The sequence below is a fragment of the Bdellovibrio sp. CKG001 genome, assembly GCF_055397465.1.
On sequence record NZ_AP029173.1, the window covers coordinates 1,778,646 to 1,804,198 of the forward strand.

Here is a 25,553-nt window from a genome sequence, read left to right on the forward strand (position 1 = left end):
CAGAGGGGAAATCGTGAAAAGGAATTCATTCGTCGCGGCGCTTTCTGTCGCTGTTGCAGCAACGTTTTCAGTTGGATTTGTCAATATCACTCCCAAAGTCATTTACGGTGAAGATAATCGAGTCGATGTTTACCAGGTTCAACGTTCTGACATCCGTGAAATCGCGGATTCGACGGTGGCTTTGATTCCTAAAAGTTCTTTGGTCCCAGGCGCTGAAGGCAAAATTAAAATTCACGCAAAAATTTACGGAAAACAGATGAATCTGTGTTCTTCAGAGCCCTTCTTTGATCAGCCGGCGGCGGCCAACTGTTCGGGTTCCCTTGTGGGGGAAGATCTGATCGCGACGGCCGGTCACTGCATCAGCAGCTCGGATTGTGCGAAATATGCTTTCGTGTTCGGTTATCGCATGATTGATGAAAGAAGAGCCCCTTTGTCTGTGGCTGAGGAAGATGTTTATTCCTGCAAAGAGATCGTGGCGCGCGAATACACTCGTGAGCAGGATTATGCTTTGGTTCGTTTGGATCGTCCGGTGCGTGGTCACCGTGTTTTGAGTTTACAAACAACACCTGTTGAAGCCGGTGATGATATCTACGTTGTGGGGCATCCGTCCGGATTGCCAACCAAGATTGCTGATGGCGCCAAAGTGCGTTCTCAGAATGGGGCTTACTTCCAGGCCAATCTGGACACCTATGGTGGCAACTCAGGTTCTGCCGTTTTTAATGCCAGAACCAATGAGGTTGTCGGAATCCTGGTTCGTGGGGCGCAGGACTTTGTCTTTGACCGCGAAAATAAATGCACGGTCAGCAACCGTTGTTCTGATGAGGGCTGCCGTGGCGAGGATGTGACGAACATCTCGTACATCGTAAAGGCTTTGCAGCAGTAATTTTAAAAAGAATCTGAAATAAGCAAAAACCCACAGCTCCAACTGTGGGTTTTTGTTTTTCTGGGCACCTACTGGAAGCGCAAAGGTCTTCCGGGATCCGGGACATTGGAAGGAGCCAAAGGATGACGTTTGATTGCGCCTTCGTCCGGACAACTTTTGTCGGTGCTTTGCAGTCTGGCCATGTCTGACAGTTTATCCCTTGCAGCTTCACCGACGCAGGGGAGTAAAGGAGAATCTTTCTGCGAAGTGGCGGGTTTTCGCTGAAGCTCTTCTAAGGTGATAGAGCTGCTGCCGGTCGTGTCTTTGGTTTCGGCCTGAAAAGGCGCACCCTCAGTGAGATGCGGGATTATTAGCAAAGCGGCCAGAAGCCATAAAGCTTTGTGTTTCATAATGGCCTCCTTTGTGTTGAAGGGCCTCTTTTTGAAACGGGAGCTATTGTTTATTATAGCACAAATGCAGAAGTCCCAGACGATGTGTCCTGGCACTGGGCTTAAAACAAAAGAGGAGACCATGGGTCTCCTCTTTCTTAAGGCGTATTAAATTAAAATATTTTTTAGATTGTCGCGTGAACGCGGTGAGTGTCGTCCATGTCATCAAGGTAGTTCAAGAACTCCTCAACGTCTTTTCTTTGTTCGTCTGTCAGCTCGGTGATGTTCTTGGCTTTGTAGGACAGTTCACCTTTGGTGATTTTCCAGCCACGTTTGGTCAACGCTTCACGAACAGCATCCAGATCATCTGCCGAAGTGTAGAATTCGTAGGTGCCCTCGTCTTCATAGACCTCGTTGGCACCTGCTTCAATCGCTTCTTCGTCCGGATCGAAAGTCCCTTCTTTGGTGCCTTCAATCAGGCCGACACGGTCAAACATCCATGCCACGGAACCCGTTTCACCCATGTTGCCTTCGTGAGATTTGAAGGCATGACGCATGTCCGGAGCGGTTCTGTGTTTGTTGTCGGTTTGACATTCCACGATCACGCCCACGCCATGAGGGCCATAGCCTTCATAGGTCAGCTCTTCAATCACCTTGCCATCATCCAGAAGACCGGCACCTTTTTTAATAGCGCGCTCGATCGTGTCGTTCGGGCAGGAAACTTTTTTAGCGGCATCAATAGCCATGCGAAGGCGTGCATTTCCGTTGGGATCAGGGCCACCAGCCTTTGCAGCAACAGCGATCTCGCGCGCAAGTTTGGTGAATATTTGGCCTTTTTGTTGAGCTTTCTCAACTTTACCGGCGTTTTTCCATGATTTACCCATATGTCTCCTTCTTCGCCTTGGGAGATATATTGCAGCAAATCAGTATATATTTGGCAAGAATGGGAGCGGGATGTAAAAGGGGCTATGTTCAGTTTTTCCATCCCCGATGTCTGGGAAAAAATAGACACGATCGAACAAGCATGTGAGACGGCTTTTAAATTGAAGCAGCCGTGGACGGATATTCCCGAGGACCCGGCCCGCGACGTCTTGTTGCTGCACCCCAAAGAGCACCCTCCCAAAAAGGGTTTTGCGACCCCCGAGGGACAGGCCCGTATGCTGCACGATCTGGCCAGCATTGAACTTCAGGCTATGGAACTGGGGGTTCGTACCCTGGTGGAGTTTCCGGAGGCGCCCCAAGGCTTTAAAGAGGAGCTTGTCGCCGTCACGGTCAGCGAAGCTCAGCATTTACGCATGTGTCTGGAGGGGATTGAGGCTCTGGGGTTCAAGTGGGGGGATTGGCCTGTGCATTCTGCTTTGTGGCGCGCGGTCAGTTCTGAAGACACTTTGTTGGATCGAATTCTGATTGTGCATCGTTATCTGGAAGGCAGCGGACTGGACGCGGGGGATACTTTGATCCGCCGCCTGGAAGGAACTGCCGGCAAAGATACCATCCAAAAGATTGTGAAGCAGATCAACTTTGAGGAAATCGGGCATGTGAATTTCGGTTCCGTCTGGTATCGCGAAATCTGCCGGGAAAACAAGATCGACGCGGCGGTGGACTTCAAAGAGCGCATGGCCTCGCTGCGTGTGCGCTTGCCGAAGCGGGTCGAGCCGATCAATCGTGTTCTGCGCACCAAGGCGGGGTTTTCTGAAGATGAAATCAAATACTTCGAGGATCTGCGTCTGGATTTCCTGGCTCGCAAAGCCTAAGAGCTTGTCAGTCTAAATCTTGATAATAGGAAAGAGTGAGGGACGCGAAGCTGTGGAAGTTTTCGCGTTCTTCAAACTCGGGCGATGTGGTGACAAAGCGCCAGATAAAACTCAGGTTGTAATACTGCACGCCATAGCCGAACTCCGTTGTGGCGGTCAGCGTTTTGCGGGTGACACTGTGGCTGCCACCAAATGTGTTTCCATCCAGAAAGATATCCCTGCCAACGATATTGCCTCGGGCCGCAGCAAAGCCGTAAACTCTCCAGGGGAGCTGGGCCTTGCTTTCGCGGGGATCTTTGATCATGTCGCCGTCAGAAGCGGAAGGACGGGTGGGGCCGAAGTCATTTGGCAGGTTGATGCCCAGGCGGCCAATCACACCCACGTGGCCGGCGATCAGTACATTTCCCAGGGACGCCCCCATGTACGGGATGATATCAAACATGCGCCCGGCATCTTTATCCAGATAATCGACAAAGCGGTTTTTTTGAAAGTACGAAAGTTGCACCGTGGGTTCGGTATTTAATTGGTTCTTCCAGCCATAGGCGCGGTCCACGTCAATAAAGTCGTGAAAGTTGTTCTGAAATTCTTCACCCAGGGAGTCCGGACCAATAACCCCCAGATCCAGTTCCAGGGTGTGACTGCGGCTTTCAGTTTTAAAGTTTGCGCTCAAGCCCACGTAAAGCCAACCTGCATACGGGCGATCATCAGTGATCAGTTTTGTTTCCTTGATATCTTCTGGTGTGTAGATTTTCTGGTTGAGCGAAATGCCAAAGTTGGTGGTGGAGTTTTTAAACTCCTCCTGAAGTTGGGGTGTCCAGTTGGTTAAAAAAGGCACCCAGGAAGGCACGGTGTCTTCCGCATAAAGATAGGAGAAACGAAAGCCATTGGTGTAGCCATTGTCCGAGTTCGGTCCCCCCAAGCGGCGCGTGTCGTTTTCAAGAGAGACGGTGTAGGCCTCGCCATGGTTGGCTTGAAGTTGTGCAAGGGGGGCTAAAGACAGCGGCAGAAGCAGCCCTAAGAATTTAATCCAGGCTTTCATCGTCCTCCAGGAAGCGCCACTGACCTTCGGGAAGTTTTCCCAAACGGATGTTGCCGATGCGCACCCGCTTCAGACCCGTGACTTTCAGACCCACCAGTTCACACATACGGCGAATCTGGCGCTTTTTACCCTCTTGCAGAACAAAGCGCAGCTGATCTTCGTTCAGCCATTCCACCTTGGCGGGCTTTAGTTTTTTTCCATCCAGGGAAAGGCCGTAATTTAAAAGTTTTAATTTATCCGGTGGAAGCTTTCCTTCCACACGCACGATGTATTCTTTTTCCAGTTTGGACTCTTCACCAATAATGCGTTTGGCGATACGACCATCCTGCGTGAAAAGCAGCAGCCCTTGTGAATCAATATCCAGGCGCCCGGCCACGGCCAGACCCTTGAAATGTTCTTCTTTTAAACGCATCTTCGAATTGCCAAACTGATTTTGTGGCGTGATCAGCTTGATGGCCGGTTGATAAGGCGGCTCGGGCTGGGCCGAGACATAGCCGACAGGTTTGTTTAAAAGAATCGTCGCCAGTCGCTTTTGTTGTTTTAAAGCCTGAGCTTCCAGAGTGATACTGACATCAGGATCCACCTTGGTTCCCAACTGGCTGATGATTTCGCCATTCACGCGCACCAGACCGCGAGAGATATAGTCATCCGCCTCTCGACGTGAGCAAATCCCGCGTTCAGCCATCAGTTTGGAAAGGCGCACTTTATTGTCGTCACTCATAAGCGGATCTCCGTCCAGATCGTATCCATTTCATAAAGGCGAAGGTAAGAAAGGCTTTCGACTTTGACCTGCTCTTTAAGTTTATTCAGAAAATACAAAGCAATATTTTCGGTGGTTGGGATGGTGTTTTTAAACTCTGGGATCACAAAGTTCAAGTGCTCATGATCCAGTTGGCCGGTGAGTTGGGATAAAATATCCTGTAAATGGCTTTTTTCCTGTTCCCACTGGGTTTCCGCCACTTTAAAGCCCACTTCCAGAGTGTAATTGTGTCCATGCCCATATTGTGTGAAGCAGCGACCAAATTCCGCACGATTGGTTTTGTCATCCCATTGGGGCTGATAATAAAAGTGCGCCGAGCTGAAGGGGCTTTTTAAAGTTAAAATCACAGATTGATTCCGCCATCCACAGCAAGGACCGCTCCGGTGGTCCAGGCGGACTGATCAGATCCCAGGAAGTAGGCGGCTTTGGCGACATCTTCGGGTTGGCCAATGCGGCCCAGTGGCTGCAGGGATTTCATCTTTTCCACGACTTCGTTTTTCTTTTCTACCGGCAGGCCGTGGAAGCTGTGAATGGGTGTGTCCACGATCCCGGGGCAGACGCAGTTGGCGCGGATCTTGTGCGGTCCCCCCTCCGCCGCCAGACTTTGTGTCCAGTTGATCAAAGCCGCTTTCACGGCCGAGTAAGAGGAGGTCGGTCCTTGCGGGCGCAGGCCCAGCGTTGAGGAAATATTCACGATGCTGCCACCACCTTGTTCTTTGAAGTAGGGGAAGAAGGCGCGCACAATGCGCAAAGGTCCCAGCATGTTCACTTCAAACTGTCGTCGCCAGATTTCATCACTGCCTTCTTCAGTGGAGTGAGCCTCATAAACTCCCGCGCTGTTCACGATGCATTCAACGCGGTGGATTTTTGCCCCCAGAACCTCGCCCAGGCGTTTGTTCAAAGCGGCCTCGTCGGCAAGATCGCAGGACACAATCGAAGCCCCGCTACGGCATTTCAAGGCCACGTCCTGAAGGCGTTCCTTATTGCGTCCCATCAGATAGACAAAGTATCCGTTTTTGGAAAATTCGATGGCGGTGGCGGCTCCGATGCCACTGCTGGCTCCGGTGATAAGGGCGGCTTTTTTCAATGTGCTGACTCCCGTTTTTTGAACTGGACTTATGGTAGCAAAGGAGAGGGCCGATGAGAAGTTATGTCCTTGCGCGAAGCGTTTTCTATTGGAATAAAGTTCTTCTTTGTCGGCCTGATGATCTTCGGCGCCTTTCTTATTCAAATCCCTTAAATCTTCTTTTAAGCGCTGAGGCTGTTTTGTTGCCTGTCGTCGAATAAAAAAAAAGCCGGGTGGGAAACCCGGCTTCACGGAAGAATTCGAAATAGGAACGGCTTTAAGCCACTTTTTTGGCCGCCGTGTAGTGATAGTACTTCTTGTCGAAGTCCGGCGCCTTGGCGCCCTCTTTGGTGATCAGACCGGCTTTAAACCAGTCAAAGTGCTCAGCGCAGAAACCTGCTTTTTCGGATTTCTTTTTGCAGCCTTCACCGCAGCAGCGAGCGGATTCAAGAGAAACAACATTGTTTGGAATCTGTTTTGAAAAATTTTTGTCAGCCATCGAGTGACCTCCAGATGTAATCTTAAGCTGGTTAATTGTCTTAAGACATAAGACTTATCGGCGAAGGTCTAATGGACTTTAGGAAATATTCTCAGATCTGGAAGATCTCAGTTTGAGACAATAAAAAGATAGCCAAGCAAGGCTTGGCTATCTATGGAATTGGATTGGTAAAGTCAGAGGAATTAGATCAGTTTCAGGAAGCGGCCCAGATCCACAGGTTTAGAGAACAAATACCCCTGACCATAGCGAGCCCCCAAAGTTTCCAGAACCAGAGCTTCTTCGTGGTGCTCGATACCTTCAGCGATAACCTCGATATCCATGGCGTGTGCCAAGTGAATAATGGAACTTACCACGGCTTTGGATTTTGGATCGCTTAAGATTTTCATCACAAACGAGCGGTCGATTTTCAGGAAGCTGATCGGCATCTGAGTCAGGTATTGCAGACCCGAGAATCCGGTCCCGAAGTCATCAATGGAAATGGCATATCCCAGGCTGCGGCACTGGTTCAGGGCGTCCAGGGCAATGGCTCCATCCATCATGATTCTTTCAGTCATCTCAAGTTTGATATTCTGAGTTTGCAGATCATGCTTTTCTCGTAAATCTTCCAGATTGTTCACAAAGTCAGAATGTGTGAACTGGCGACCGGAGATATTAATACTCATCATGAAATCGTCAGACATCTTTTCTTTTTTATTTAAGCGCAACTGATCCTGAATGGTGCGCAGATCCTTCAGGGCCTGATTGATGATCCAATGACCAATCGGGATCACCATGGACGAATTTTCGATGATATCAATGAACAAATTCGGGGACACTAAACCATGCTGCGGGGAATTCCAGCGCAAAAGAGCTTCACAGCCTGTGATGGTTTTTGTTTTCAGGTTTACGATGGGCTGGTAGAAAAGTTCGAATTCCTTGTTCTGAAAGGCCTGGAAAATCTGATTTTCAAGTTTGATCTGATCCAACGCACTTTGGGTGCCATCGGTGCCAGCTCCGGAATTGTCGATTTCCACTTCGGACAGTCGTGCTGGACCGCCCATGTTTTTGCGGCGCAGACGTTTTAGCAGGACTCGCATCAACAATTGAACGACTTTGTCAGCTGTGGAAACGCGCTCTAAAACCTGCTGTTTGGTGACGATCGCCAGGCGCACGTCCTCCAGCGCCCTCACGGAAGCAGAGCGATTCTGGTTGTCGATCAAAGCCATTTCACCAAAGATCTCGCCTTCACCCAGGATCGTCAGAGGGATTTCCTCTTTGTCCTTGGTCAGATAAATAAGAACCCGACCTTTTTCGATAATATAGGCACAGTCACCCTCATCACCTTCGCTGAATATAATCTGGTCTTTGTGGATATCGACGGACTGAGTTGCTTCATTCATAGATGTTTATCATAGGGTCTTTAGTGCAGGTTCGACAAGTCCAGCTGATTCATTTGATTGATTTTCCAGCCGGTAAATTCTGGCTTTGCCAGCATCGAGAAATGAATTCCACCCAAAGGGATCCAAAGGTGCCGCTGCATCAGGAAGTCCATTCCGGCCTGGCACCATTTTTTCTGCTCAGCACTTTTTCGTGCCTGTGCAAGTGAGGACAAAATGCGATCGTATTCAGGGTCCTTGAGGCGGAAGTAATTTTCGGGGCTTTCCGGGGCAAAGGTTTCCAGTGCGGCCAGGCAGGTCGGGCGGTCTGGAGAGACTCCTTTGCGGAACAAGGCTGGTGGAGATTTCTGCAGGATCTGCAGATAAACTTTGTTCTCTTTGGCTTCAAGATGGGTTTTAAGCCCCGCATTCTTTATCCACTGATTCTGCATCCATTCCGTGGCCCGCTTGTGATCTTCTCCGCCAAGGCTGGAAAACATGAACGTATAAGTGCTGCTGGAAAGACCCTTTGTCACTTTCTTCAGGTCAAAATCATAACAGGGGGCTTTTTCCGGGAACCAGGAATCCGGAACTCCCACACAACCAGGACGCCCTTCAGACGAAAAAATCTTCTGCAGTTCCACGTAGTTTAAAGAATAAATAAAGGCTTTGCGCAATTCCTCTCGATCTTTCAGCTCAGGCCCAAACCCTACATAATCCAGGCGTGTGACCGGAATCCAGTGAAAATCCGGGCGCTTCTTATGGCTGGGGATAAACAGAGTTGGCAAGCGGCGCAGGAACTGCAGTTCATTCTTTTCATAAAGCTGCAGGGCCACGGTGTCTTCCTCAATGAACAGAAACTCTACCTGAGGGCGTGAAGCATGACCTCCGTGATAGCTGTTGTTGGGGAGAAGAATGATCTTTTGTCCTTTTTTCCATTCAGCCAGTTTGTAGGGGCCGGAGTAAGCGGAAAGATCGCTCTTGGTCGGTGCCAGAAGGAAGCTTGCCAGATTGTACTCAAAATCCGGATCGGCTTCCTGGAATTCAAAGCGCAAAGTGAGGGCGTCAGGGGTCGTGATCCCCAAAGAAGTCATTTTGGCTTTGCCGAGGTAAATGTCTCGGGCATTTTTAATTTTAAAAAGTAAATCCGCACGGGGAGCCGCCGTTTTTGAATCCAGAATCTTTTTGTAAGTGCGCAGGAAGTCCTCGGCGGTCAAAGGCGAGTTGTCGCTCCATCGCAGATCCTTCTTCAGTTTGCAGGTCAGAACCTGTTTTTTGTCGCGGGAGCATGAACTGCCAAGGTCTGGAGCCAGTCCGGCCTTGTCATCAAAAGTGAAAACATTGCGATAAAGATTTCCCAATAAGTAGCTGGACGCTGAAGTTTTTTGTTTGTTCGGGTCCAGGCTGCCGGGCTCTGTCGCCAGGTGCAGGCGGAAGACTTTGTCAGAGGCAAAGGTCAACGAAGGGAATGCCAGAAGGAGTGCAAGGATGATTTTCATGTTTTTGATCTTAGCGTAGCGGGGCTGTGAATTGAAGCGGGAAAACGTCCTGATAAAGGGCTTTTTGTTGCAAACTTCTTGCCGCAGAAAAGTCCCTCCGCTCAGAATAAAGTTCTTAAGAGGGGTTATGTTAAAGCTTATTCTAGTGCTGACGTTGTTATTGTCATTGACGTCCTGTCGTTCTGCCTCGGTAAAGCCTGAAAATCAGGAAGCTCCCCGTATGGAAGGTTCCATTCCCAGTGGGGGCCGCTGGGCGGAGGGCAGAGGTGTTTCGGGTTGGAATGTCTTTGTGGAGCTGGAAAACAAGTCCCAAGAACTGACGCAAAAGAATCTTCTGTTAGAACTTAAAAAAGAGACCGAAAGCCAGTTGCAGGCGTTGGGATTTAAACTGGTTCCCGGCAAAGTTGACGCCCATGTTTTCATTCGCATGAGCTATTCCGAGGTCAGTTTTGCGACTGCATTTCCGTTTGAAAACGTCGGCCCACTCCCGCCAGAAACAGAAAAAGGGGATGCTCCCGCGGAGCAAATCCCGACCTCCTCGCAAAGAAGTGTGCAGGTTCTCATGGATGGAAAGTTTTATTCACTACGCTCAGAGCAGAATGAAAAAGTTGGCGATTACTACCTGACAGTTTATGCGCAGAATTATGGTGAGCGGCCACAGGATATTTATTGGATGCGCCAGCGTGGATTGGTCGGATCAGAGGCTCTTCGCAAGGCTATTGAAGAGTCCACCAAGGCATGGATCACAGGTCTGGAGACCCTCAAGAGCCGCGTGCAGGAGCATAAACAAGCCGGTCCCCCCGGGTGCCTTCCCAGGCTGGGCTTTGCCGTCGAACCGGTTTCGATAAATGGGCAGTTGAAGTACCAGGTCACCACTGTTGATAAGAAATCGCCGGCGCAGAGGGCGGGAATGCGAGTTGGGGACTTCGTGCTGGAAGTGGACTCGCACTCTTACGGTGAGTTTTCAAAAAAACCTGAATTTAATAAAGCAGCCTACAAAGACTTAAAGAAAGTGCCTTTAAAACTTTTGCGCGGAAAAAGCGAAATTGTGACCCAGATTCAGGCGCAAATGGTTTGTCAATAACCTAGGGAACCCATGGCAGTGGCAGGCGCAACAAAGTGTTGATTTGCGCTGTTGCCAAAGAGGCAGAGCCTTCAACGGTCAGTGAGACGGGGCTGTTGTTGGCATGCCCGACGACCCGAATGATGTCACCTTCTTTGGTGATGACCAGTTTGACCGGGGTGCCTCGGGCGAATCCCTTGATTGTCTGCCCTTCAGGGGTGACAGAGAGGCTCAGAGACACCCGCTGCCCATAGGCGTATCCCGAAATCACACTTCCGTTTTCGGATTTAAGAATTTCCAACGACAGCGGTTGTCCGTCTGCGTGACCGGAAAGTTTGGTGATGGTCAGATCCTCTTGCAGACTGAGTGAAATCGGCCGGCTGTTGGCGTGACCGGAAACGCTGGCGGCTTGCGATGAAAGGGCGATCATTAACAAGGCCGGAGCGACAATCAGAAACTTCATAAACCATCTCCTGGAACATAATTTTTGTGCGATTCTAGGCTGGTGGTTTAAGCTTTTGCAAATTTGAATTTGGTAAGACAATCAGAGATGTTTTTAAGGTTGCAGGCTTGCAACAGAAAATAAAAAAGCTGGGAGGTTTTGCCTCGCCAGCTTTTTTTCGGAACCTGATAGAGATAAAAACTATTTATCCAATTCCATTTTTGCGATCGTTTGCAATTGCATGTTGGTTGTTCCTTCATAGATCTGACCGATCTTAGCGTCACGCCAGAATTTCTCAACCGGATATTCTTTCGTGAAACCGTTACCGCCAAACAAGTCGATGGCTTTGGAAGTGATTTTCTCTGCCGCGCGGGAAGAGTAAAGCTTCGCCATTGCTGCTGCCTCGATGAAGTCCTGGCCTGCGTCTTTCAATCGAGCGGCATTGTAAACCATCAAACGAGCTGCTTCCAGCTCTGTACGCATTTCTGCCAACTGGAACTGAACGCCCTGGAAGTGAGCAATCGGTTTGCCGAACTGCTCGCGACCTTTAACGTACCCAAGAGCGGCTTCGTAAGCACCTTGAGCGATACCGATCATTTGTGCGCCGATACCGATACGGCCTTCGTTCAGTGTTTCAATCGCGATCTTGTAGCCTTTGCCGACTTCGCCCAAAACGTTTTCTTTTGGAACTTCGCAGTTTTCAAATAGCAATTCGCAAGTGGAAGAAGCGCGGATGCCCAACTTGTCTTCTTTTTTTCCTACTGTGAAGCCTTTGAAGCCGCGCTCAACGATGAACGCCGTGATGCCTTTGTAGCCCTTTTCTGGAGCCATGTTCGCGAACACGATAAAGATATTGGCCTCGTTACCGTTGGTGATCCACAATTTGGAGCCATTCAGGACCCATTTGTCACCTTTGTCTTCGGCTTTCAATTTCAAGGCGAAAGCGTCAGAGCCGGAAGAGGATTCAGACAAAGCATAAGCGCCCACGGATTTGGTCGCCATTTGGCTAAGGTATTTTTCTTTCTGAGCCTCAGTGCCCCATTTCAGGAAGGCATTGGTGGTCAGAGTGTTTTGTACGTCCACAAGAACGGAAACAGAACCGTCGACGCGACCGATTTCTTCAACTGCCAGGCAGGCCATGAAGAAGGTGGAACCAGCGCCGCCCCATTTTTCAGGAGTTTCGATACCCATCAAACCCATTTCGAAAAGTTTCGTCAGGATCTCTGGGTTCATGGCCGCTTTTTCGTCCATGTGAGTGACGTGAGGTTTGATTTCAGATTCAGCGAAAGATCTTACCGCATCACGGAAAGCCACTTCGTCTTCAGAAAGTGTCGTAAGAGCGGGGCGAGCATTTAGAACATCAGACATTGAATTTCCCTTCGATCGGAAGCCACCAGCTTTAGGCCTTACCTAAACCCGCTCCTTCGGACAGTCCTCGCGGACGCCTCCCTTCGGGAGTTGCTGCTGCGGAACTTGGATCGGGCTTAGGTAAGGCCTAAAGCTGGTGGCTTCAGTTCTTGTTAAAACGTGTATGAAAAGCGGGAATGACCGTATCTGTTTTAAGGGATGAATTCAAGATTTTGAGAGGACAAGAGGGATACTTTTAACGAGCTGTGTTAGACTGATTGCACTTTAAATGTGCAACTGTTTCGCTACACTAGACAAGGGTCTAGGTGTGTTTTAGCGTGAGGGTCTATGGATTTGATGGAAATTGGTGCCAAGATAGGCGTTTACTTTATTCCTTTCCTCTTTGCGTTGTGCTTCCACGAGTTTGCACACGGATGGGTGGCGCGCTTGCGTGGTGATAACACGGCAGAGCAAATGGGTCGTTTGACGATGAACCCTTTGGCGCATATGGACATGATCGGAACCTTCATCCTGCCTTTGGCGGCGATCATCTTCTCTTCGCCGATCTTCTTTGGGTGGGCAAAGCCGGTTCCGGTGAACTCGCGCAATTTGAAGAACCCCCGGGTGGATATGTTCTGGATCGCTTTGGCGGGGCCGCTGTCTAACATCCTGTTGGCGTGTGTGGGGGCTTTTGTCATCGCATTGGTCGCGAAGTACTACTCTTTCGGCATGTATGCCAAAGGGGCGGTGACCATCCTGCAGACGTTTATTGTGACTAATATGTTCCTGGCTTTCTTCAACCTTTTGCCGGTACATCCTTTGGATGGTGGCAAGGTGCTGGCTCGCTTTCTGCCGGCCAGTCTGAATTATAAGCTAGAGCAAAACGAGCACATCACCAGCATGGTGCTGATGGTGCTGGTTTTAACGGGTGTCCTGCGCTTTTTGGTGGGCCCGGTTATTTGGAGCTCTGAACGCCTGATCGGTCTTGCGATGGGCGGAGTGGGGATCTAAAAAGTTGTTGAATTAACACAAGCGGCTTGATTGAATTGTCGCCGCTTGGCTTGTGGAACGAATGCAGAACGTTCTCAAAATGAAATTGGTAGAGGGGACCATCTTTCATGAGTATTACAGTACAATTGCCTAAATTCGAGGGACCTCTAGGGCTGCTTCTTTACCTTATCCGTAAAGAGGAAATGGACATCATGGACATCAAAGTCCATGAGATCACCAAGCAATACCTTGATTACATCAAATTGATGAAAGAACTGGATTTGGAAGTGGCAGGCGAGTTCGTGGCGATGGCTGCGACCCTGATTCAGATCAAGTCCCGCATGCTTTTGCCTCAGTATGATGAAAACGGCGAAATCGTTGAAGCTGAAGATCCACGTAAAGAGCTGGTGCAAAAACTTCTTGAGTATCAAAAGTACCAGGAGGCCGCGAAGCTTCTTTATGATCGTCCTTTGGTGGGTCGTGATGTGTGGCTGCGTGGTATGCGTGAATCCCTGGACGAAAAGGAAGAAGAAATTGTCCTGGAGGACAACGCCTTGTTCTCTTTGATCGCCAGCTACCGCAAAATGCTTCGTTCCGTGAAAAAGAAAGTGCACCAGGTGGCGGCGAAAGCTCAGTCCATCTCCAGCCGTGTTCTGGAAATCAAAGACCGTCTGATCGTGGGTCAGAAGACCACATTGATGGAGCTTGTGACGGCGACAGAAGATCGCGCTCGTCAGGCTTTGATCACGTTCCTGTCTTTGCTGGAGCTGGGTAAAATGGGCTTTGTCGGTCTTTATCAGTCCGAGGCCTATTCTGACATCTGGGTTGATACGAAAAAGCCGATTGAAACAGACGTCCTGAGCCGTGTGGAAGAATACGACTCCATGGGTGCTGATCAGGTGGCGGCCAAAATGATGGAAGATTCAAAGAAAATCGATGCTGACGAAGAGTTTATCCTGACAGATGCCGAAGATCTGTTGGAAGAAAACAGTCAGATCCAAATGGAATTGGGTGCTGGTCTTGCAGAAGGCACAGAGCTGGTTGAAGGCGCTGGTGCTGACGATATCGCCACGGACGACGAAATCTTGGCTGCAGAAAATGAATTGTTTAAAGATGACGTGACGGAAGTGTAAGAGGGGACCATGTCTGAAGAAAAAGACGAATTGTTGAATGATGAAGTAAATCACTCCGAAGATTCTGAAATGGTGGATGCTGAAGCCGAGGAAATGTCCGACGCTGAGGACTCCTCTGATGAACTTTCTGCCGGAGACGTGGATACCGAAGCCTCTTTGTTCCTGCAAGAGGAAGAAGAAACTGAAGGCTTCCTTCCGGAAGTCAGTGAAGACGAAGTGGCTGAATTGGAAGCCGCGTCTGAAGACGAAGTTTCTGTGGATGGCACGGAGCTTGACGGCTTTGATTCCGCTGAAATCGAAGAAGTCGAGTTCGTTGAAGAAGAGCGCCTGGAAAGCATCGTGGAAAGCGTTCTGTTTGCGTCTGATCGCCCGGTCAGTCTGGCGTCCTTAAAATTGCTTTTCAAGGGTACCAACATCCGCGGAGACAAAATCCGCCGCGCCCTGGACCAACTGGCGGTGGAATACGCCGGCGGCCGTCGTGGTGTGACTTTGGAAGAAGTTCCAGGTGGCTATCAGTTGCGCACTAAAATCGACAATATGGAATTCCTGAAGCGCACTTTGAAAGCTCGTCAATTCAAGCTTTCGGGTCCGGCTTTGGAAGTTCTTTCTATCGTGGCTTACAAGCAGCCAACAGTTAAAGCAGAAGTTGATGAAATCCGTGGCGTTGAGTCCGGACACTTGCTGCGCGCTTTGATGGAAAAAAATCTGGTTTGCTTTGAAGGTAAATCCGAATTGCCGGGTCGTCCTATGCAATACGGAACTACTAAGAAGTTCCTTGAAATCTTCGGCCTAAGAAGCTTGAAAGAGCTTCCAACTTTGTCTCAGATCGACGAGTTGCTGCCCGAAGGTATCGACGAACAGCAGGCTGAAGAAAAACCAACTTTGGCGATGATCACGGATTCTATGTCAGAGACCTTTGTCGGTTCTTACTCTCAAGGGGAAGAAGAATTGATGAAGATTCAAGAACAACTTGAAGATATTGCGACAACCAGCAACTTCTTCGAGGAAGAAAAACGCCGTCAGGCGGAAAAACGTGATCAGGAACGCGCACAGAACATCCGTGATGCCCTGGCATTCGGCGAACCTGTGTCCACGCGTGATCAGAACTGGCTGACCAAGTACGACGAGGCTTTGGCTGCGGGTACAACTTTGGTCGCGTTGGCTGCTGAAAAGAAAGCGGCAGCATTCACCAAGAAACCTAAGTCTTCCATGGAAGAAGGCGAAGGCGGTGAAGAGATCTCTGCAGAAGGATCTGAAGAGACAGCTATGGAGGCTCTTGAAGAAGGTATGGAATCCACCGGTGAGGATGATTCCGACCTGGAAGAGGCTATCGTAGCATTTGATAATGATGAAGATCAGGATGAGGCTTCAGACGACCAATTGTTCGCTGACTCTGACGACGAATCTTCTGACGAAGACGAGGAGTTGCCTTTCCTAGGCGAGGCGGACGATATTGATGAAGAAGGTGAAGCTTCTGTTTAAAGCTCTTTTGAGCTTGTGGATTGTCTATAATATCTTTGTGATGTTGGTCATGCCCAATGTAGGAGCCTACTTTGGGCGGGTCACTGCGAATGTGGTGACCCCTTATGCCAACACCGTCGGTTTGAACGCGGGCTGGAACTTCTTTTCTCCGGAACCCGCGCATCCGATGTATCTCAAATACACCGTTTATTACCCTGAATCTGAAAACCTGGAAGGCGAGACTTCTCCGGAAGAGAGTGAACCTGTCGAGGGTTTTTTTCCTGTTCAAAACGACAAACGCAATGTTCCCAATATCACCCACAAGCGTGAGTGGGCTTTGATGCGCTATATGGTTTTGGATGCGAAAAGACTGCGCCTTTTGATGGGGCCTTGGCTGTGCCGTCAGTACCCGGGCGCAGCTTCTATTGATATGGAACATGTGATCGAGACCATTCCGTTCTTGGATCAGGCTGTGCGTTTTCAGGAAGAAAGTGTGAAGGATCTCTCCAAAGAAGTGCAGTCCGTGCGTGAGTCCGTGTCCTGCCAGGGCGGGATGGACGAGGAGAGCTTATGATCAAAAAAATCTGGGCTCAGTGGGATCAGTTCTGGTTTGCCCCGCAAAATCTGCTGGGATTGGCCTATATGCGGGTCATGCTGTGCGGAACCCTGCTTTATATGAATATCACGCGGTTCTACAATCTGGAGTTTTACACGGACTCCAGTTGGATTCCCCGCGTTCGCGCTTTGGAAGTGATGCCAGAGTTGGGGCGTCCTTTGTTTATGTGGATGTTCTGGCCAGACTCCATGAACTTTGCCATGAACTTGGTGCTGGTGGTTTTCCTGGCTTTGTTGACCTTGGGCATCGGTGGCCGTTGGTTGATGTGGATCACCTGGATCATCAATGCAGGCTTCCTGCAAAGAAACTACGCAGTGAACTTTGGTGCGGACATCATCGGGGCTTTGTTCCTGTTTTATATGTCTTTCACGCAGTCCTGCGAACGATTGAGCCTTAAGAACCTGATTTTGCGAAAAACCCAATTCCGACAGTCGGATGTTCTAAGTTCCGCGATGATCCGCATGATGCAGGTTCAGATCAGCGTGATCTATGCCTACACCGGATGGGAAAAACTCAAAGGCGGCAGTTGGTGGGACGGCACCGCTTTATGGAGTGTGCTCGCCAATCCGCAAATGACTACGATGGATTTCTCATTCCTGCGGCACTTCCCTTGGGTTATTCCTGTCATTGGTTATGTGACCATCCTGTTTGAAATCTATTTCCCGGCGATGGTGGTCTGGCACCGCACCCGTTACTTGTGTCTGTTGGTGGGTTTGTCCTTCCATGCGGGCATTGGGATCTTTATGGGGCTGATGCCATTTGCCACAGTCATGGTTTCAACCTACTTCCTGTTCCTGGATCCACAACTACTGGAAAAAGGTACCTGCTCACTTTTGCAGAAGCTGCGCATTAAAAGCCGAACGCCGGGCGCCTAGAATCGTGTTTTCGAATTAAATGCTAAAAGGAAAATGCATGACTTGTCGCTTCTGCAAAAGTGAGCAGGTACCTTTTGGTCTCATTTTAGGACGGGTAAATTAGAAAATAATGCTGGAGACTGTCTCTATGTGAGATAGGGGTTATGCCAATGGTTTAGTTTGCCGATGAAGATAGGTATCCTTTTTGAGTGGGGGATTTATGAGATCTTCAGTGCGGTATTTAGCAGGACTTTCGGGTCTTTGTCTGCTCGTGACGGCTTGTCAGCCGATCCAGGGGGATTCTCTATTAACAGACCGAAAAGACGATTCCAGCGCTCACACCGTCAATAAAGAACCCAAGTCTGAAGAGCTGATGCTGCAGATGTATAATCCCAATATTAACATGACCAGCACGGACACCAAGGCCGAAGTCACAGGTGAATGTTACGTGTCCACCTATCCCTCTCACTCCATCATCGTTCTAAATGGCAGTACGCCATTGCCGGTGACAGATCTGAACTCGAACACTCCACTGAATTCTGGCTACGGGACCTGTCGCAATGGAAGATTCAACATTCTGGTCAATATAACGTCACTGGCCTCTCCGGCCGTTCACGCTTTGCGACTTTATCTGCAGGCCCGCGATGCGGACGGGAACGTGGTTATTAATGAGGCCCGTGGAGCCCCGCAATTCAATCTTAGCAAGTAATAGAATCTTATAAGTGAAAGAGCAGACAACGACTTTAATGAAACCCTAAAGGGTGAAGTTAAAGTCGTTTTTTAGTTTAAGAGGGGCTTCCTGATCCTTGGATTCAAGAATCAGAGTGTCTTTTAACTGCAAGTCGCGGATAAAATCGGCGCGGCGGTGTAAAGGTATCTCTGTGGCTGTCACATTGGAGAAAGTCGAGTTAAACGGAGTCTTCAGCAGACTTTTTTCCTGATGCTCTGTGGAGGTCAAGGTTTCGAGAATTTCCAAAGCCACTTCTTTTTGTGTGGAGTTGACCGGAATGGCGGCTCCCCAGATCAAAAGCGCACTCAAATAGGGATGAGAGCTTTCTTTGAACTCACGATTCAAAGGAGTTTCGACAGCTCCTTCATCACTGGTTTTTGAAAGTTGATCGAGCTGTAAAGTCAGGATTCTTTTTTGAGAAACCTGATCCCAAAGTCCCTGCTCCTTCCAGACCTGGAAATGTTTTAACAACAAATCCTCGTCCGCCAGCAAGAAAAGAAAACTTTCCTTTTTGTTTTTCAGGAAGTCCAGGAATGTTTCATCCAGCGGCGTATCGATGCCGGTTTTGATCCAGTAAAAAGGCAAAAAGTAAAAATCTTCAGGCTTTTTACTTTTCACAAAGTCCGAAGCCACTCGCTGTAAAAGCTCACCACGATTTCCTGCCGTATTGGCCAGAAGGTTCTGATGTGCCAGGGTGTTGGCCCAGTACGAAGGCAGGAAAATCAAATCAGCAGAAGGGCTGGCCACCACATTCGCCAGCATGGATTCCCAGTCGCGAGTGACAGTCACTGAGAAGCGAACATGCAGTTCCTCTTCCAACTCCTGGCGCAGACTTTCCGGAAAAAGAATTTCATCAGTGGTCAAAACCTGAACTTTAATTGGACTGACAAAATAGGATCTAGAAATGCCTTGGGGCAGGACTCCGTGTAGAAATCCCACCCCCATGCAGATTAGAAAAAAGAAAATCCAAAGAATGTTGCTTTTCAACAATGTTCCTTAAAGCCAGTTCAGCTTGAGTGACCGCTAGCACTCCGGCGTTGCCGGAGTAGCGGCACTCCAGCCTCCTCGGCGTGGCCGACTAGAAGGCCTCGTCGAAGGCAACGGCGCCGGATACGCCTGTTTGGTAGGCGGAAACGCGTCTTTCGAAGAAGTTGGCTAGTTCTTGCATGTCCTGAAGTTCCATGAAGATGAACGGATTTTTCACGTTGTAGCGTGGAGCAATGTTCAAGCTTTCAAGGCGTTGATCAGCGCAGTACTCAAGATATTGTCTCATGTCTTTCGCAGACAATCCGGCAACACCCAGGTTTAGTACGTCGTGAGCAAATTCCATCTCGCACTCGATGGCGTCTTCAAGCATTTGCACAACCATGTCTTCCATTTGCTGGTTGAACAATTCTGGTTCTTCTTTTCGAGCTGTTTTAACAACTTCGATCGCAAAAGCCATGTGCATGGATTCATCGCGGAAGACCCAGTTGGTACCAGACGCCAAACCGGCCAAAAGACCTTTGGAGCGCAGGAAGTAAACGTAAGCAAACGCTGCATAGAAGAACAAACCTTCCACGCAAGTCGCGAAGCAGATCAAGTTCATCAGGAAGCGGCGACGATCTTCGATCGTGTTTAGCTCATTCAGCTCGTTGATGGAATCAATCCATTTGTAGCAGAAATCCGCTTTCTTTTTGATGGACGGGATGTTTTCAACAGCGGCGAAAGCCTCAGCGCGTTCATCCGGATTTGGAATGTAATTGTCCAAAAGTGTCAGATAGAACTGAACGTGCAAAGCTTCTTCGTAAAGCTGACGGGACAAGTACATGCGACCCTCTGGAGAGTTCACGTGCTTGTAAAGGTTCAATACCAGGTTGTTCCCCACGATAGAGTCACCCGTTGCGAAGAAAGCCACCAAGCGACGGATCAGATGTTTTTCTGATTCAGTCATTTTGGAGTGCAAGTCCACAAGGTCTGTAGAGAAATCAACTTCATCTACAGTCCAGGTGTTTTTGATCCCGTTTTTGTACATTTCGTAGAAAACAGGGTATTTCATTGGGCGCAAAGTCAGATTAAAGCCAGGATCTAGAATCATAAAAATCTCCAAAAAAGTACTACGCGCTTAAAGCGCTGGTTCAGCGACTGAGGCACCGCCCCAGTCAGCACTCCGCAGCTACTGCTGCTGGTTCAGAGGTCCGCGAGTGCGGACCTCTCTCCGCGGGTGAGCCGCGACTACTGACAAGCTTCGCAGGCTTCTGGATTTTCCAGGGAGCATGCGATCACTTCTGCGTCAGAGTAAGACTTCTTAGTTTCTTGAGCAGGAGCTGCATCCATCATGCTTTCAGAAACATTTGGATTTGCAGAGTTGCTGGAAGCTTTCACTGTCGTTTTTGCGATTTTGGTCGCAGGACGAGAGCGAAGGTAATAAGTCGTCTTCACACCTTTTTTCCATGCATACATGTACATGGAGGAAAGTTTTCCAATGGTCGGGCTTTCCTGGAACAAGTTCAAGGATTGAGCCTGGTCGATGTAAGCGCCACGATCGGCAGCCATATCAACCAAAGACTTCATCGGGATTTCCCAAACAGTGCGGTACAATTCCTTGATTTGTGGAGGAATCATCGCCACGTCCTGAATGGAACCGTCTTGCAACTTGATTTCGTTGCGAACGTCTTCGTTCCAGATGCCCATCGCTTTCAGGTCACTCACAAGGTACTTATTGATCTGCATGAATTCCCCGGAAAGGGTTTCACGTTTGAACAAGTTGGAAACCTGTGGTTCGATCGCTTCGTAACAACCCACGATAGACGCGATTGTTGCCGTTGGCGCAATCGCAATCATCAAAGAGTTTCTCAAGCCGTGCTTCTTGATTTTCTCTTTCAACTTCTCAAATCGTTCTGGTTGAGAAGGTGTCACACCCCAAAGGTCGTATTGCAACAAGCCTTTAGCGGCTTTGGTCTGCTCAAAAGCACCGTGAGGACCATGTTTTTCAGCCAATTCGCAGGAAGTGACCAGCGCATTGTAGTAGATCTCTTCCTGAATTTTTGCAGAAAGATCACGGGCAGCAGCAGAGTCGAACGGAAGTTTCATCAGGAAGAATGCATCCTGAAGACCCATCACGCCCAAGCCCACGGGACGCCATTTGTGGTTGGAGTCCTGAGCTGTCTGAATAGGGTAGAAGTTGATGTCAACTACGCGGTCCAGGTATTTCACAGCCGTGCGCACAGAACGAGCCAGTTTTTCGAAGTTGAACTGACCGTTTTCCACGTGGCGAGCCAGGTTCACAGAACCCAGGTTGCACACCGCAGTTTCTTTGTCAGAGGTCACTTCAAGGATCTCTGTGCACAGGTTGGAAAGGTGAATCACATTTCCAGCTTCGCCAGTCTGGTTGGCTTTCAGGTTCGCGTGGTCTTTGAAAGTCATCCAGCCGTTACCAGTCTGAGCCAATGTTTTCATCATACGGCTGTATAGGTCGCGAGCTTTGATTTGTTTGATGTAAAGTTTCTTTTCTTCCGCTTCTGCGTAAGCTTTTTCGAACTCTTCACCGTAAGTGTCTACGAAATGAGGAACCACTTTAGGGTCGAACAAAGACCACATCGCATCAGCTTCAACGCGCTTCATGAACAAGTCTGGAACCCAGTTAGCCAGATTCAGGTTGTGCGCACGTTTTGCTTCGTCACCCGTGTTGTCGCGAAGTTCAAGGAACTCCTCGATGTCACCGTGCCAAGTTTCAAGATAAACGCAGGCAGCCCCTTTACGTTTACCACCCTGATTGACCGCCGCTACGGAGGAATCCATAGTTTTCAGCCAAGGGATGATACCGTTGGAGTGACCGTTTGTTCCTTTGATCAAAGAACCACGGGAACGAACGCGGGAGTAAGCCACACCGATACCGCCGGCGAATTTGGACAGAAGGGCGATGTCCGTGTATTTTTGGTAGATGGCAGACAAGTCATCGCTTGGAGAATCCAAAAGATAACAAGAAGACATCTGTGGACGCATAGTTCCGGAGTTGAACAAAGTCGGGGTGGACGGCATGTAATCGTGAGAGGAAATCAAACGATAGAATTCGATGGCTTCTTCCACAGATTGAGCCAAACCGCAGGCAACACGCATGAAGAAGTATTGAGGAGTCTCAAACACCTGGCGAGTTGTTGGGTTTTTCAATAGATAACGATCGTAAACAGTTCTTAGACCGAAGTATTCGAAACGGTCTGTTCTGTATGGTTCAATCGCCGCACAAAGAGCTGCTTTGTTGGCTTCAACGAATTTGAAAGTGCTCTCAGCCAGAAGACCTGCCTGGAAGCCGAAGCTTACAGAGTCTGCGAAAGATTGAATCTTTTGAGAGCGAACTTCTTCGTCAATATAAGTGGAAAGAAGGCGAGCTGCCAGACGGGAATACTCTGGATCTTCACCGATCAGCAAAGAAGCTGTCTGGATACAAAGATTATCAAGCTCTTTTGTAGAGGCGCCGTCATAAAGACCGCTGATGGCCTTAGTGGCAACACGCAAAGGATCTACCTGAGTCAACCCCTGGCAGTTCTTGGTTACGCGCTCAACGATTTTCGTTACGTCCACTGGCTCCAGTGTGCCATCGCGCTTTTTAACTCTCATGATGTGAGCTGTTGTTTCCAACATGGCTGTATCCCCTCTGCCCAGTTCCGTTTGGGCAAAAAAATCCCGCCCCAAAATCTTCACCCCTCGTAAAGACTTAGGTCTGGTTAGTGCATATATAAAGTTGTGTGGTAATTTAGTGAGAACGAAGTTGCTAATCCTTAGCTGTTTCCCTTAAATCCCCCTTAGCTGCCTTTCGGCTTGCCACTAGATCTAGTGGTCTCTAATTGGTGACATATCCATATGCCGGGTATCCATCTCAATTCCGATCTTGTAATTCTTTCGGGAAGGTTTCAAGCACATTTTTAAAAATAACGCCGATTTTTCTGTGACGTTGCCCATCAAATAAGCAGAAAAACACTTCCCCTTGACTCGATCTGTCTGCACTCAAAACTAGCAAGAGGATGTAATTCCACGTCGTAAAACTTTGGTCGAGGTTTAAAACCCATGTTTTGGGCCAATAAAGCTGAAATTTACCTGTACTGATCTTACAGAATCTTAAATTGCGCGGAAACTAAGCACGGACTGCGTCTGATCTTTGCGATTTTTCGAACAAACGCCGTTGCAAAAGGATTTCGGATTCGTTCGCCGGCTGGAAATTCTGAGACTGATAAGCGCCGTGAGCGCGAAGGACGTCAATGATGTGCTGATGAGTGCCCATCTTGTTCTTCGTCCAATCAGGCGCGACCAGTTCATCCCAACGAGAAGAATAAGCCGCCAGACGGTGCAATGCCAAACGGGGGGAAAGGTGCTGCAGGAACAGTTCCACACGGCGAGTGTAGGTGTCCTTGTCGATCGGACTGAACTCGCCCTTGCGATACATCTCCTCCAGGGGAGTGTTTTTTAGAACGTGCAGGTTGTGCAGCTTCACGTTTGTAATCGGCAGGTCGTTGCAGATCTTTGCTGTCTCAATAATCTTTTCGTCGGTCTCTGTCGGGCTTCCGAATATCAAGTGAATTCCCAGATCCACTTTCGTGTTTTCTGCAATCTTATGAATGGCGGCAATAGAATCTTCCGCAGAATGCCCGCGGCGCATGAATTCCAGTTGGTCGTTGAAGAAACTCTGCACACCCAGCTCCACCGCCACAAAGGATTTTTCGTGATACTCCTGCCATAAATCCAAAACTGATTTGGAAAGACAGTCCGGGCGGGTGCCCACAGTGAAACCCTTCACCCATGGGTAAGACAGTGCCACATCAAAATTATGACGAAGGGCCGAGACTTTGGTGAAAGTGTTTGTGTAGGCCTGGAAGTAAATCAGAAAAGCCTTGGCGTTGTACTTCTTGCTGATAAGAGCGTGATACTTTTCAATCTGCGTGCGCAGCTCCATGGAAAGGCTTTCGGCATTCGCAGCAGAGCCCCAGACGTCACAAAAGACGCAGGTTTGCATGCCCTTTAAGCCCCGTCGGTTCGGACAGTCGTCCACGACGGACACCGGCACCTTATAAACCTTTTCTCCAAAGAGTTTATTGTAGTGCTCACTGATAGTATGATAGGGAAGCCCTAACCAGCCTTTTTCCATAGGCACTTGTACAGTTTTCTTCTGCGGGAAGTCAATCAAATGAAGTCATGGGTCGATATTGGGTTTGAAATTGAAATAACGGGTGACGCAAGCCCGAGTTTGCGTCTGCTTCAGTCTGTGGATGCCAGTAAGGATCGGGGTGAATCCATGCACCACTCTGGCGGCGCTTGTGCAGAAACTCTGATGATCTATGGCGAGCCCATCGCACAGGTCGTGCGAAAGATTTCAAATCCTCACTTTTTGATTGTCGGTTTGGGTTTGGGATACATTGAGTTGGTCATCGCCCGCGAGGCTCTTTTGGCGGGAAAAGAACCCGAGGATATCGGGTTGATCACCAGTTATGAAAGCGTGCCGGAGCTGCGCGAGTTCTTTTATCAGTGGCTTCATGATCAGGACCAGAGTCTTCATCCCGAAGTCAGGGCAACCTACGATCAGGTGCTGGAACATGTGATTCGCGAAACTGAACTATCGCCCGGAAAGCTTAAGTTTTTCTTGAAGAAACATTTTAAAAACCTTTCGGACATCCAGACCTCCTTGAATGCCGATGTGGTTCTGCCATCAAAATACCACTGCATTCTTTATGATGCTTTCAGTTCGAAGACGTCGCCGCATTTATGGGAAGAAGAGTTTTTGAATTACATCCTGAAAACAGGGACTTTTGAACGATGTGTGGTTTCAACCTATGCCTGCAAGGGGACTTTAAAAAGAGCCCTTAAACAGCAGAATTTTGAAGTGATTCTGCGGGAAGGTTTCCAAGGTAAACGCAATTCCACGTTGGGCTTGAGAAACCTCTAAAATTTGTAACGATAGGAACGGGGAAACCCCTTGCTAAAAGTCATCAATAAATCTTTACTTAATTATGTCCTTACTTCGGAATGTGACGGCACTTTTTATTTTTTGTCCTGTTGTGGCTTTGGCAAAGCCCATCGTTCTGGCCACTTTTGCAATTCCTCTGATGGTGGAAAATCCTGACAAAGGGTTGTTCATTTCTCTCACTCGCGAAATCGCCAAGCGCAACAATCGGACCGTCGACATACGGGTTCTTCCCACTGGAAAAACGCTGCTGGCGTTCAGTAATGCGAAAGTGGATGGATTTTTTCCGGCTTTGGATGTGTATGTGCCCAAAACTTCGGCTAAATCCACGCCGTTTTATCGCAAGGTCGATTATGCCTTCTTTCGCAAGGTGTCCCCTTTGCGCACTATGAAGGATTTAGAGGGGAAAAAAGTCGGTCTGACGTTCCGCTATCCCTATGGAAAAGAATTGATCGCCAATAAAAAAATCAAATTTGAATATGCGGCGGATGATATCCAGAATATGCGCAAACTGGGGCAGGGGCAGATTGATGCTTTTGTGGTCGAGGAAAGATCCGGCCTCAGAGCTTTGCAGCTCAGTGGTGAGCGCGGTATTGATTTTGATAAAACGCAGCCCTTGTCAGAGCAGAATGTTTATTATGCATTTCATGACAATGACGAGGGGCGGAAGTTGGCAGAGATCTTTTCCAAAACCATCGAGGTCATGAAAAAAGACGGCAGCCTCGATCGGGTCCTGACCGAAGCCGCCCTCGCCCAGCCCTAG

26 protein-coding genes are annotated in these 25,553 nt (G+C 48.9%); 11 read left to right on the forward strand and 15 right to left on the reverse strand.

The genetic code is table 11. From position 1 onward, the window contains the following. Window positions 1-13: 13 nt before the first annotated feature. Window positions 14-883: a trypsin-like serine peptidase gene (locus ACZ50P_RS08585; RefSeq protein ID WP_464135084.1), complete on the forward strand. Its 870-nt coding sequence runs from the start codon at window positions 14-16 to the stop codon at window positions 881-883. A gap of 68 nt (window positions 884-951) precedes the next feature. Here the strand turns inward: ACZ50P_RS08585 and ACZ50P_RS08590 are convergent, their stop codons facing one another. Next, window positions 952-1,272 carry a hypothetical protein gene (locus ACZ50P_RS08590; RefSeq protein WP_464135086.1) on the reverse strand — a complete coding sequence of 107 codons (321 nt, stop codon included), beginning with the start codon at window positions 1,270-1,272 and terminating at the stop codon, window positions 952-954. Window positions 1,273-1,436: 164 nt separating this feature from the next. Continuing rightward, on the reverse strand, window positions 1,437-2,135 hold the full coding sequence (locus tag ACZ50P_RS08595) for a YebC/PmpR family DNA-binding transcriptional regulator (protein WP_464135087.1): 699 nt from the start codon (window positions 2,133-2,135) through the stop codon (window positions 1,437-1,439). A gap of 84 nt (window positions 2,136-2,219) precedes the next feature. Here ACZ50P_RS08595 and ACZ50P_RS08600 point away from each other — a divergent pair, with 84 nt between their 5' ends. Continuing rightward, window positions 2,220-3,005: a DUF455 family protein gene (locus ACZ50P_RS08600; RefSeq protein ID WP_464135090.1), complete on the forward strand. Its 786-nt coding sequence runs from the start codon at window positions 2,220-2,222 to the stop codon at window positions 3,003-3,005. Between the two features lie 7 nt (window positions 3,006-3,012). On the opposite strand, the gene ACZ50P_RS08605 is transcribed toward ACZ50P_RS08600, so the two are convergent. From ACZ50P_RS08605 to ACZ50P_RS08635, 7 genes are all read right to left on the reverse strand, one after another. Continuing rightward, window positions 3,013-4,044 carry a lipid A deacylase LpxR family protein gene (locus ACZ50P_RS08605; protein WP_464135091.1) on the reverse strand — a complete coding sequence of 344 codons (1,032 nt, stop codon included), beginning with the start codon at window positions 4,042-4,044 and terminating at the stop codon, window positions 3,013-3,015. Next, the gene (locus ACZ50P_RS08610) at window positions 4,028-4,765 is read right to left on the reverse strand and encodes a pseudouridine synthase (protein ID WP_464121166.1); all 738 of its coding nucleotides are present in this window, start codon (window positions 4,763-4,765) and stop codon (window positions 4,028-4,030) included. The genes ACZ50P_RS08605 and ACZ50P_RS08610 overlap by 17 nt, the downstream gene beginning before the upstream one ends. Then, window positions 4,762-5,151: a 6-carboxytetrahydropterin synthase gene (locus tag ACZ50P_RS08615; protein WP_464121168.1), complete on the reverse strand. Its 390-nt coding sequence runs from the start codon at window positions 5,149-5,151 to the stop codon at window positions 4,762-4,764. The genes ACZ50P_RS08610 and ACZ50P_RS08615 overlap by 4 nt, the downstream gene beginning before the upstream one ends. Next, window positions 5,148-6,035 carry an SDR family NAD(P)-dependent oxidoreductase gene (locus ACZ50P_RS08620; protein ID WP_464121170.1) on the reverse strand — a complete coding sequence of 296 codons (888 nt, stop codon included), beginning with the start codon at window positions 6,033-6,035 and terminating at the stop codon, window positions 5,148-5,150. Before ACZ50P_RS08620 ends, ACZ50P_RS08615 begins: the two co-directional genes overlap by 4 nt. A 112-nt stretch (window positions 6,036-6,147) precedes the next feature. Next, the gene (locus tag ACZ50P_RS08625; protein ID WP_464121172.1) at window positions 6,148-6,369 is read right to left on the reverse strand and encodes a hypothetical protein; all 222 of its coding nucleotides are present in this window, start codon (window positions 6,367-6,369) and stop codon (window positions 6,148-6,150) included. 182 nt (window positions 6,370-6,551) lie between these two features. Further along, window positions 6,552-7,748, reverse strand: a complete 1,197-nt coding sequence (locus tag ACZ50P_RS08630; protein ID WP_464135094.1) for an EAL domain-containing protein — start codon at window positions 7,746-7,748, stop codon at window positions 6,552-6,554. 20 nt (window positions 7,749-7,768) lie between these two features. After that, a complete protein-coding gene (locus ACZ50P_RS08635; RefSeq protein WP_464135095.1) occupies window positions 7,769-9,223 on the reverse strand; it encodes a peptide ABC transporter substrate-binding protein in 1,455 nt (484 codons plus the stop codon). Window positions 9,224-9,350: 127 nt separating this feature from the next. Here ACZ50P_RS08635 and ACZ50P_RS08640 point away from each other — a divergent pair, with 127 nt between their 5' ends. Further along, window positions 9,351-10,307 carry a PDZ domain-containing protein gene (locus ACZ50P_RS08640; RefSeq protein WP_464121178.1) on the forward strand — a complete coding sequence of 319 codons (957 nt, stop codon included), beginning with the start codon at window positions 9,351-9,353 and terminating at the stop codon, window positions 10,305-10,307. Between the two features lies 1 nt (window position 10,308). Here ACZ50P_RS08640 and ACZ50P_RS08645 read toward each other — a convergent pair whose 3' ends face one another. Both ACZ50P_RS08645 and ACZ50P_RS08650 read right to left on the reverse strand, forming a co-directional pair. Then, window positions 10,309-10,749 carry a hypothetical protein gene (locus ACZ50P_RS08645; RefSeq protein ID WP_464135097.1) on the reverse strand — a complete coding sequence of 147 codons (441 nt, stop codon included), beginning with the start codon at window positions 10,747-10,749 and terminating at the stop codon, window positions 10,309-10,311. A 180-nt stretch (window positions 10,750-10,929) separates the two neighbouring features. Continuing rightward, a complete protein-coding gene (locus ACZ50P_RS08650; RefSeq protein WP_464121182.1) occupies window positions 10,930-12,096 on the reverse strand; it encodes an acyl-CoA dehydrogenase in 1,167 nt (388 codons plus the stop codon). 327 nt (window positions 12,097-12,423) lie between these two features. Here ACZ50P_RS08650 and ACZ50P_RS08655 point away from each other — a divergent pair, with 327 nt between their 5' ends. From ACZ50P_RS08655 to ACZ50P_RS08680, 6 genes are all read left to right on the forward strand, one after another. Next, window positions 12,424-13,086 carry a site-2 protease family protein gene (locus ACZ50P_RS08655; RefSeq protein WP_464121184.1) on the forward strand — a complete coding sequence of 221 codons (663 nt, stop codon included), beginning with the start codon at window positions 12,424-12,426 and terminating at the stop codon, window positions 13,084-13,086. Between the two features lie 107 nt (window positions 13,087-13,193). Continuing rightward, complete coding sequence (locus tag ACZ50P_RS08660; RefSeq protein ID WP_464135099.1) at window positions 13,194-14,198, forward strand: segregation and condensation protein A; 1,005 nt, start codon at window positions 13,194-13,196, stop codon at window positions 14,196-14,198. Window positions 14,199-14,207: 9 nt separating this feature from the next. Next, on the forward strand, window positions 14,208-15,680 hold the full coding sequence (gene scpB / locus ACZ50P_RS08665; protein ID WP_464135102.1) for an SMC-Scp complex subunit ScpB: 1,473 nt from the start codon (window positions 14,208-14,210) through the stop codon (window positions 15,678-15,680). Then, entirely contained in the window at window positions 15,655-16,233 is a 579-nt protein-coding gene (locus ACZ50P_RS08670) for a hypothetical protein (RefSeq protein WP_464135103.1), read from the forward strand. Before scpB ends, ACZ50P_RS08670 begins: the two co-directional genes overlap by 26 nt. Then, a complete protein-coding gene (locus ACZ50P_RS08675; protein WP_464135105.1) occupies window positions 16,230-17,150 on the forward strand; it encodes an HTTM domain-containing protein in 921 nt (306 codons plus the stop codon). Before ACZ50P_RS08670 ends, ACZ50P_RS08675 begins: the two co-directional genes overlap by 4 nt. Window positions 17,151-17,349: 199 nt before the next feature. Continuing rightward, complete coding sequence (locus ACZ50P_RS08680; protein ID WP_464121195.1) at window positions 17,350-17,838, forward strand: hypothetical protein; 489 nt, start codon at window positions 17,350-17,352, stop codon at window positions 17,836-17,838. 45 nt (window positions 17,839-17,883) lie between these two features. On the opposite strand, the gene ACZ50P_RS08685 is transcribed toward ACZ50P_RS08680, so the two are convergent. The 4 genes from ACZ50P_RS08685 to mnmL form a co-directional block, all read right to left on the reverse strand. Further along, on the reverse strand, window positions 17,884-18,804 hold the full coding sequence (locus tag ACZ50P_RS08685) for a hypothetical protein (protein ID WP_464135194.1): 921 nt from the start codon (window positions 18,802-18,804) through the stop codon (window positions 17,884-17,886). 133 nt (window positions 18,805-18,937) lie between these two features. Continuing rightward, window positions 18,938-19,936, reverse strand: a complete 999-nt coding sequence (locus tag ACZ50P_RS08690; protein WP_088565253.1) for a ribonucleotide-diphosphate reductase subunit beta — start codon at window positions 19,934-19,936, stop codon at window positions 18,938-18,940. 137 nt (window positions 19,937-20,073) lie between these two features. Further along, window positions 20,074-22,479: a ribonucleoside-diphosphate reductase subunit alpha gene (locus tag ACZ50P_RS08695; protein WP_464135108.1), complete on the reverse strand. Its 2,406-nt coding sequence runs from the start codon at window positions 22,477-22,479 to the stop codon at window positions 20,074-20,076. Window positions 22,480-22,969: 490 nt separating this feature from the next. Beyond that, on the reverse strand, window positions 22,970-23,977 hold the full coding sequence (gene mnmL, locus ACZ50P_RS08700; protein ID WP_464135109.1) for a tRNA modification radical SAM protein MnmL/YtqA: 1,008 nt from the start codon (window positions 23,975-23,977) through the stop codon (window positions 22,970-22,972). A gap of 39 nt (window positions 23,978-24,016) precedes the next feature. Here mnmL and ACZ50P_RS08705 point away from each other — a divergent pair, with 39 nt between their 5' ends. Together ACZ50P_RS08705 and ACZ50P_RS08710 are read left to right on the forward strand one after the other, a co-directional pair. Continuing rightward, window positions 24,017-24,772, forward strand: coding sequence for an MnmC family methyltransferase (locus tag ACZ50P_RS08705; RefSeq protein WP_464135112.1), 756 nt, complete (start codon window positions 24,017-24,019; stop codon window positions 24,770-24,772). A gap of 82 nt (window positions 24,773-24,854) precedes the next feature. Further along, window positions 24,855-25,553 (forward strand): substrate-binding periplasmic protein, encoded by a 699-nt coding sequence (locus ACZ50P_RS08710; RefSeq protein ID WP_464135113.1) that lies wholly within the window; start codon window positions 24,855-24,857, stop codon window positions 25,551-25,553.

Coding starts and splice junctions, on each gene's coding strand:
- ACZ50P_RS08590 (WP_464135086.1), bottom strand. CDS start 1,272: ATGAAACACAAAGCTTTATGGCTTCTGGCCGCTTTGCTAATAATCCCG.
- ACZ50P_RS08595 (WP_464135087.1), bottom strand. CDS start 2,135: ATGGGTAAATCATGGAAAAACGCCGGTAAAGTTGAGAAAGCTCAACAA.
- ACZ50P_RS08600 (WP_464135090.1), top strand. CDS start 2,220: ATGTTCAGTTTTTCCATCCCCGATGTCTGGGAAAAAATAGACACGATC.
- ACZ50P_RS08605 (WP_464135091.1), bottom strand. CDS start 4,044: ATGAAAGCCTGGATTAAATTCTTAGGGCTGCTTCTGCCGCTGTCTTTA.
- ACZ50P_RS08610 (WP_464121166.1), bottom strand. CDS start 4,765: ATGAGTGACGACAATAAAGTGCGCCTTTCCAAACTGATGGCTGAACGC.
- ACZ50P_RS08625 (WP_464121172.1), bottom strand. CDS start 6,369: ATGGCTGACAAAAATTTTTCAAAACAGATTCCAAACAATGTTGTTTCT.
- ACZ50P_RS08630 (WP_464135094.1), bottom strand. CDS start 7,748: ATGAATGAAGCAACTCAGTCCGTCGATATCCACAAAGACCAGATTATA.
- ACZ50P_RS08635 (WP_464135095.1), bottom strand. CDS start 9,223: ATGAAAATCATCCTTGCACTCCTTCTGGCATTCCCTTCGTTGACCTTT.
- ACZ50P_RS08640 (WP_464121178.1), top strand. CDS start 9,351: ATGTTAAAGCTTATTCTAGTGCTGACGTTGTTATTGTCATTGACGTCC.
- ACZ50P_RS08645 (WP_464135097.1), bottom strand. CDS start 10,749: ATGAAGTTTCTGATTGTCGCTCCGGCCTTGTTAATGATCGCCCTTTCA.
- ACZ50P_RS08650 (WP_464121182.1), bottom strand. CDS start 12,096: ATGTCTGATGTTCTAAATGCTCGCCCCGCTCTTACGACACTTTCTGAA.
- ACZ50P_RS08655 (WP_464121184.1), top strand. CDS start 12,424: ATGGATTTGATGGAAATTGGTGCCAAGATAGGCGTTTACTTTATTCCT.
- ACZ50P_RS08660 (WP_464135099.1), top strand. CDS start 13,194: ATGAGTATTACAGTACAATTGCCTAAATTCGAGGGACCTCTAGGGCTG.
- scpB (WP_464135102.1), top strand. CDS start 14,208: ATGTCTGAAGAAAAAGACGAATTGTTGAATGATGAAGTAAATCACTCC.
- ACZ50P_RS08670 (WP_464135103.1), top strand. CDS start 15,655: ATGAAGAAGGTGAAGCTTCTGTTTAAAGCTCTTTTGAGCTTGTGGATT.
- ACZ50P_RS08675 (WP_464135105.1), top strand. CDS start 16,230: ATGATCAAAAAAATCTGGGCTCAGTGGGATCAGTTCTGGTTTGCCCCG.
- ACZ50P_RS08680 (WP_464121195.1), top strand. CDS start 17,350: ATGAGATCTTCAGTGCGGTATTTAGCAGGACTTTCGGGTCTTTGTCTG.
- ACZ50P_RS08685 (WP_464135194.1), bottom strand. CDS start 18,804: ATGGGGGTGGGATTTCTACACGGAGTCCTGCCCCAAGGCATTTCTAGA.
- ACZ50P_RS08690 (WP_088565253.1), bottom strand. CDS start 19,936: ATGATTCTAGATCCTGGCTTTAATCTGACTTTGCGCCCAATGAAATAC.
- ACZ50P_RS08695 (WP_464135108.1), bottom strand. CDS start 22,479: ATGTTGGAAACAACAGCTCACATCATGAGAGTTAAAAAGCGCGATGGC.
- mnmL (WP_464135109.1), bottom strand. CDS start 23,977: ATGGAAAAAGGCTGGTTAGGGCTTCCCTATCATACTATCAGTGAGCAC.
- ACZ50P_RS08705 (WP_464135112.1), top strand. CDS start 24,017: ATGAAGTCATGGGTCGATATTGGGTTTGAAATTGAAATAACGGGTGAC.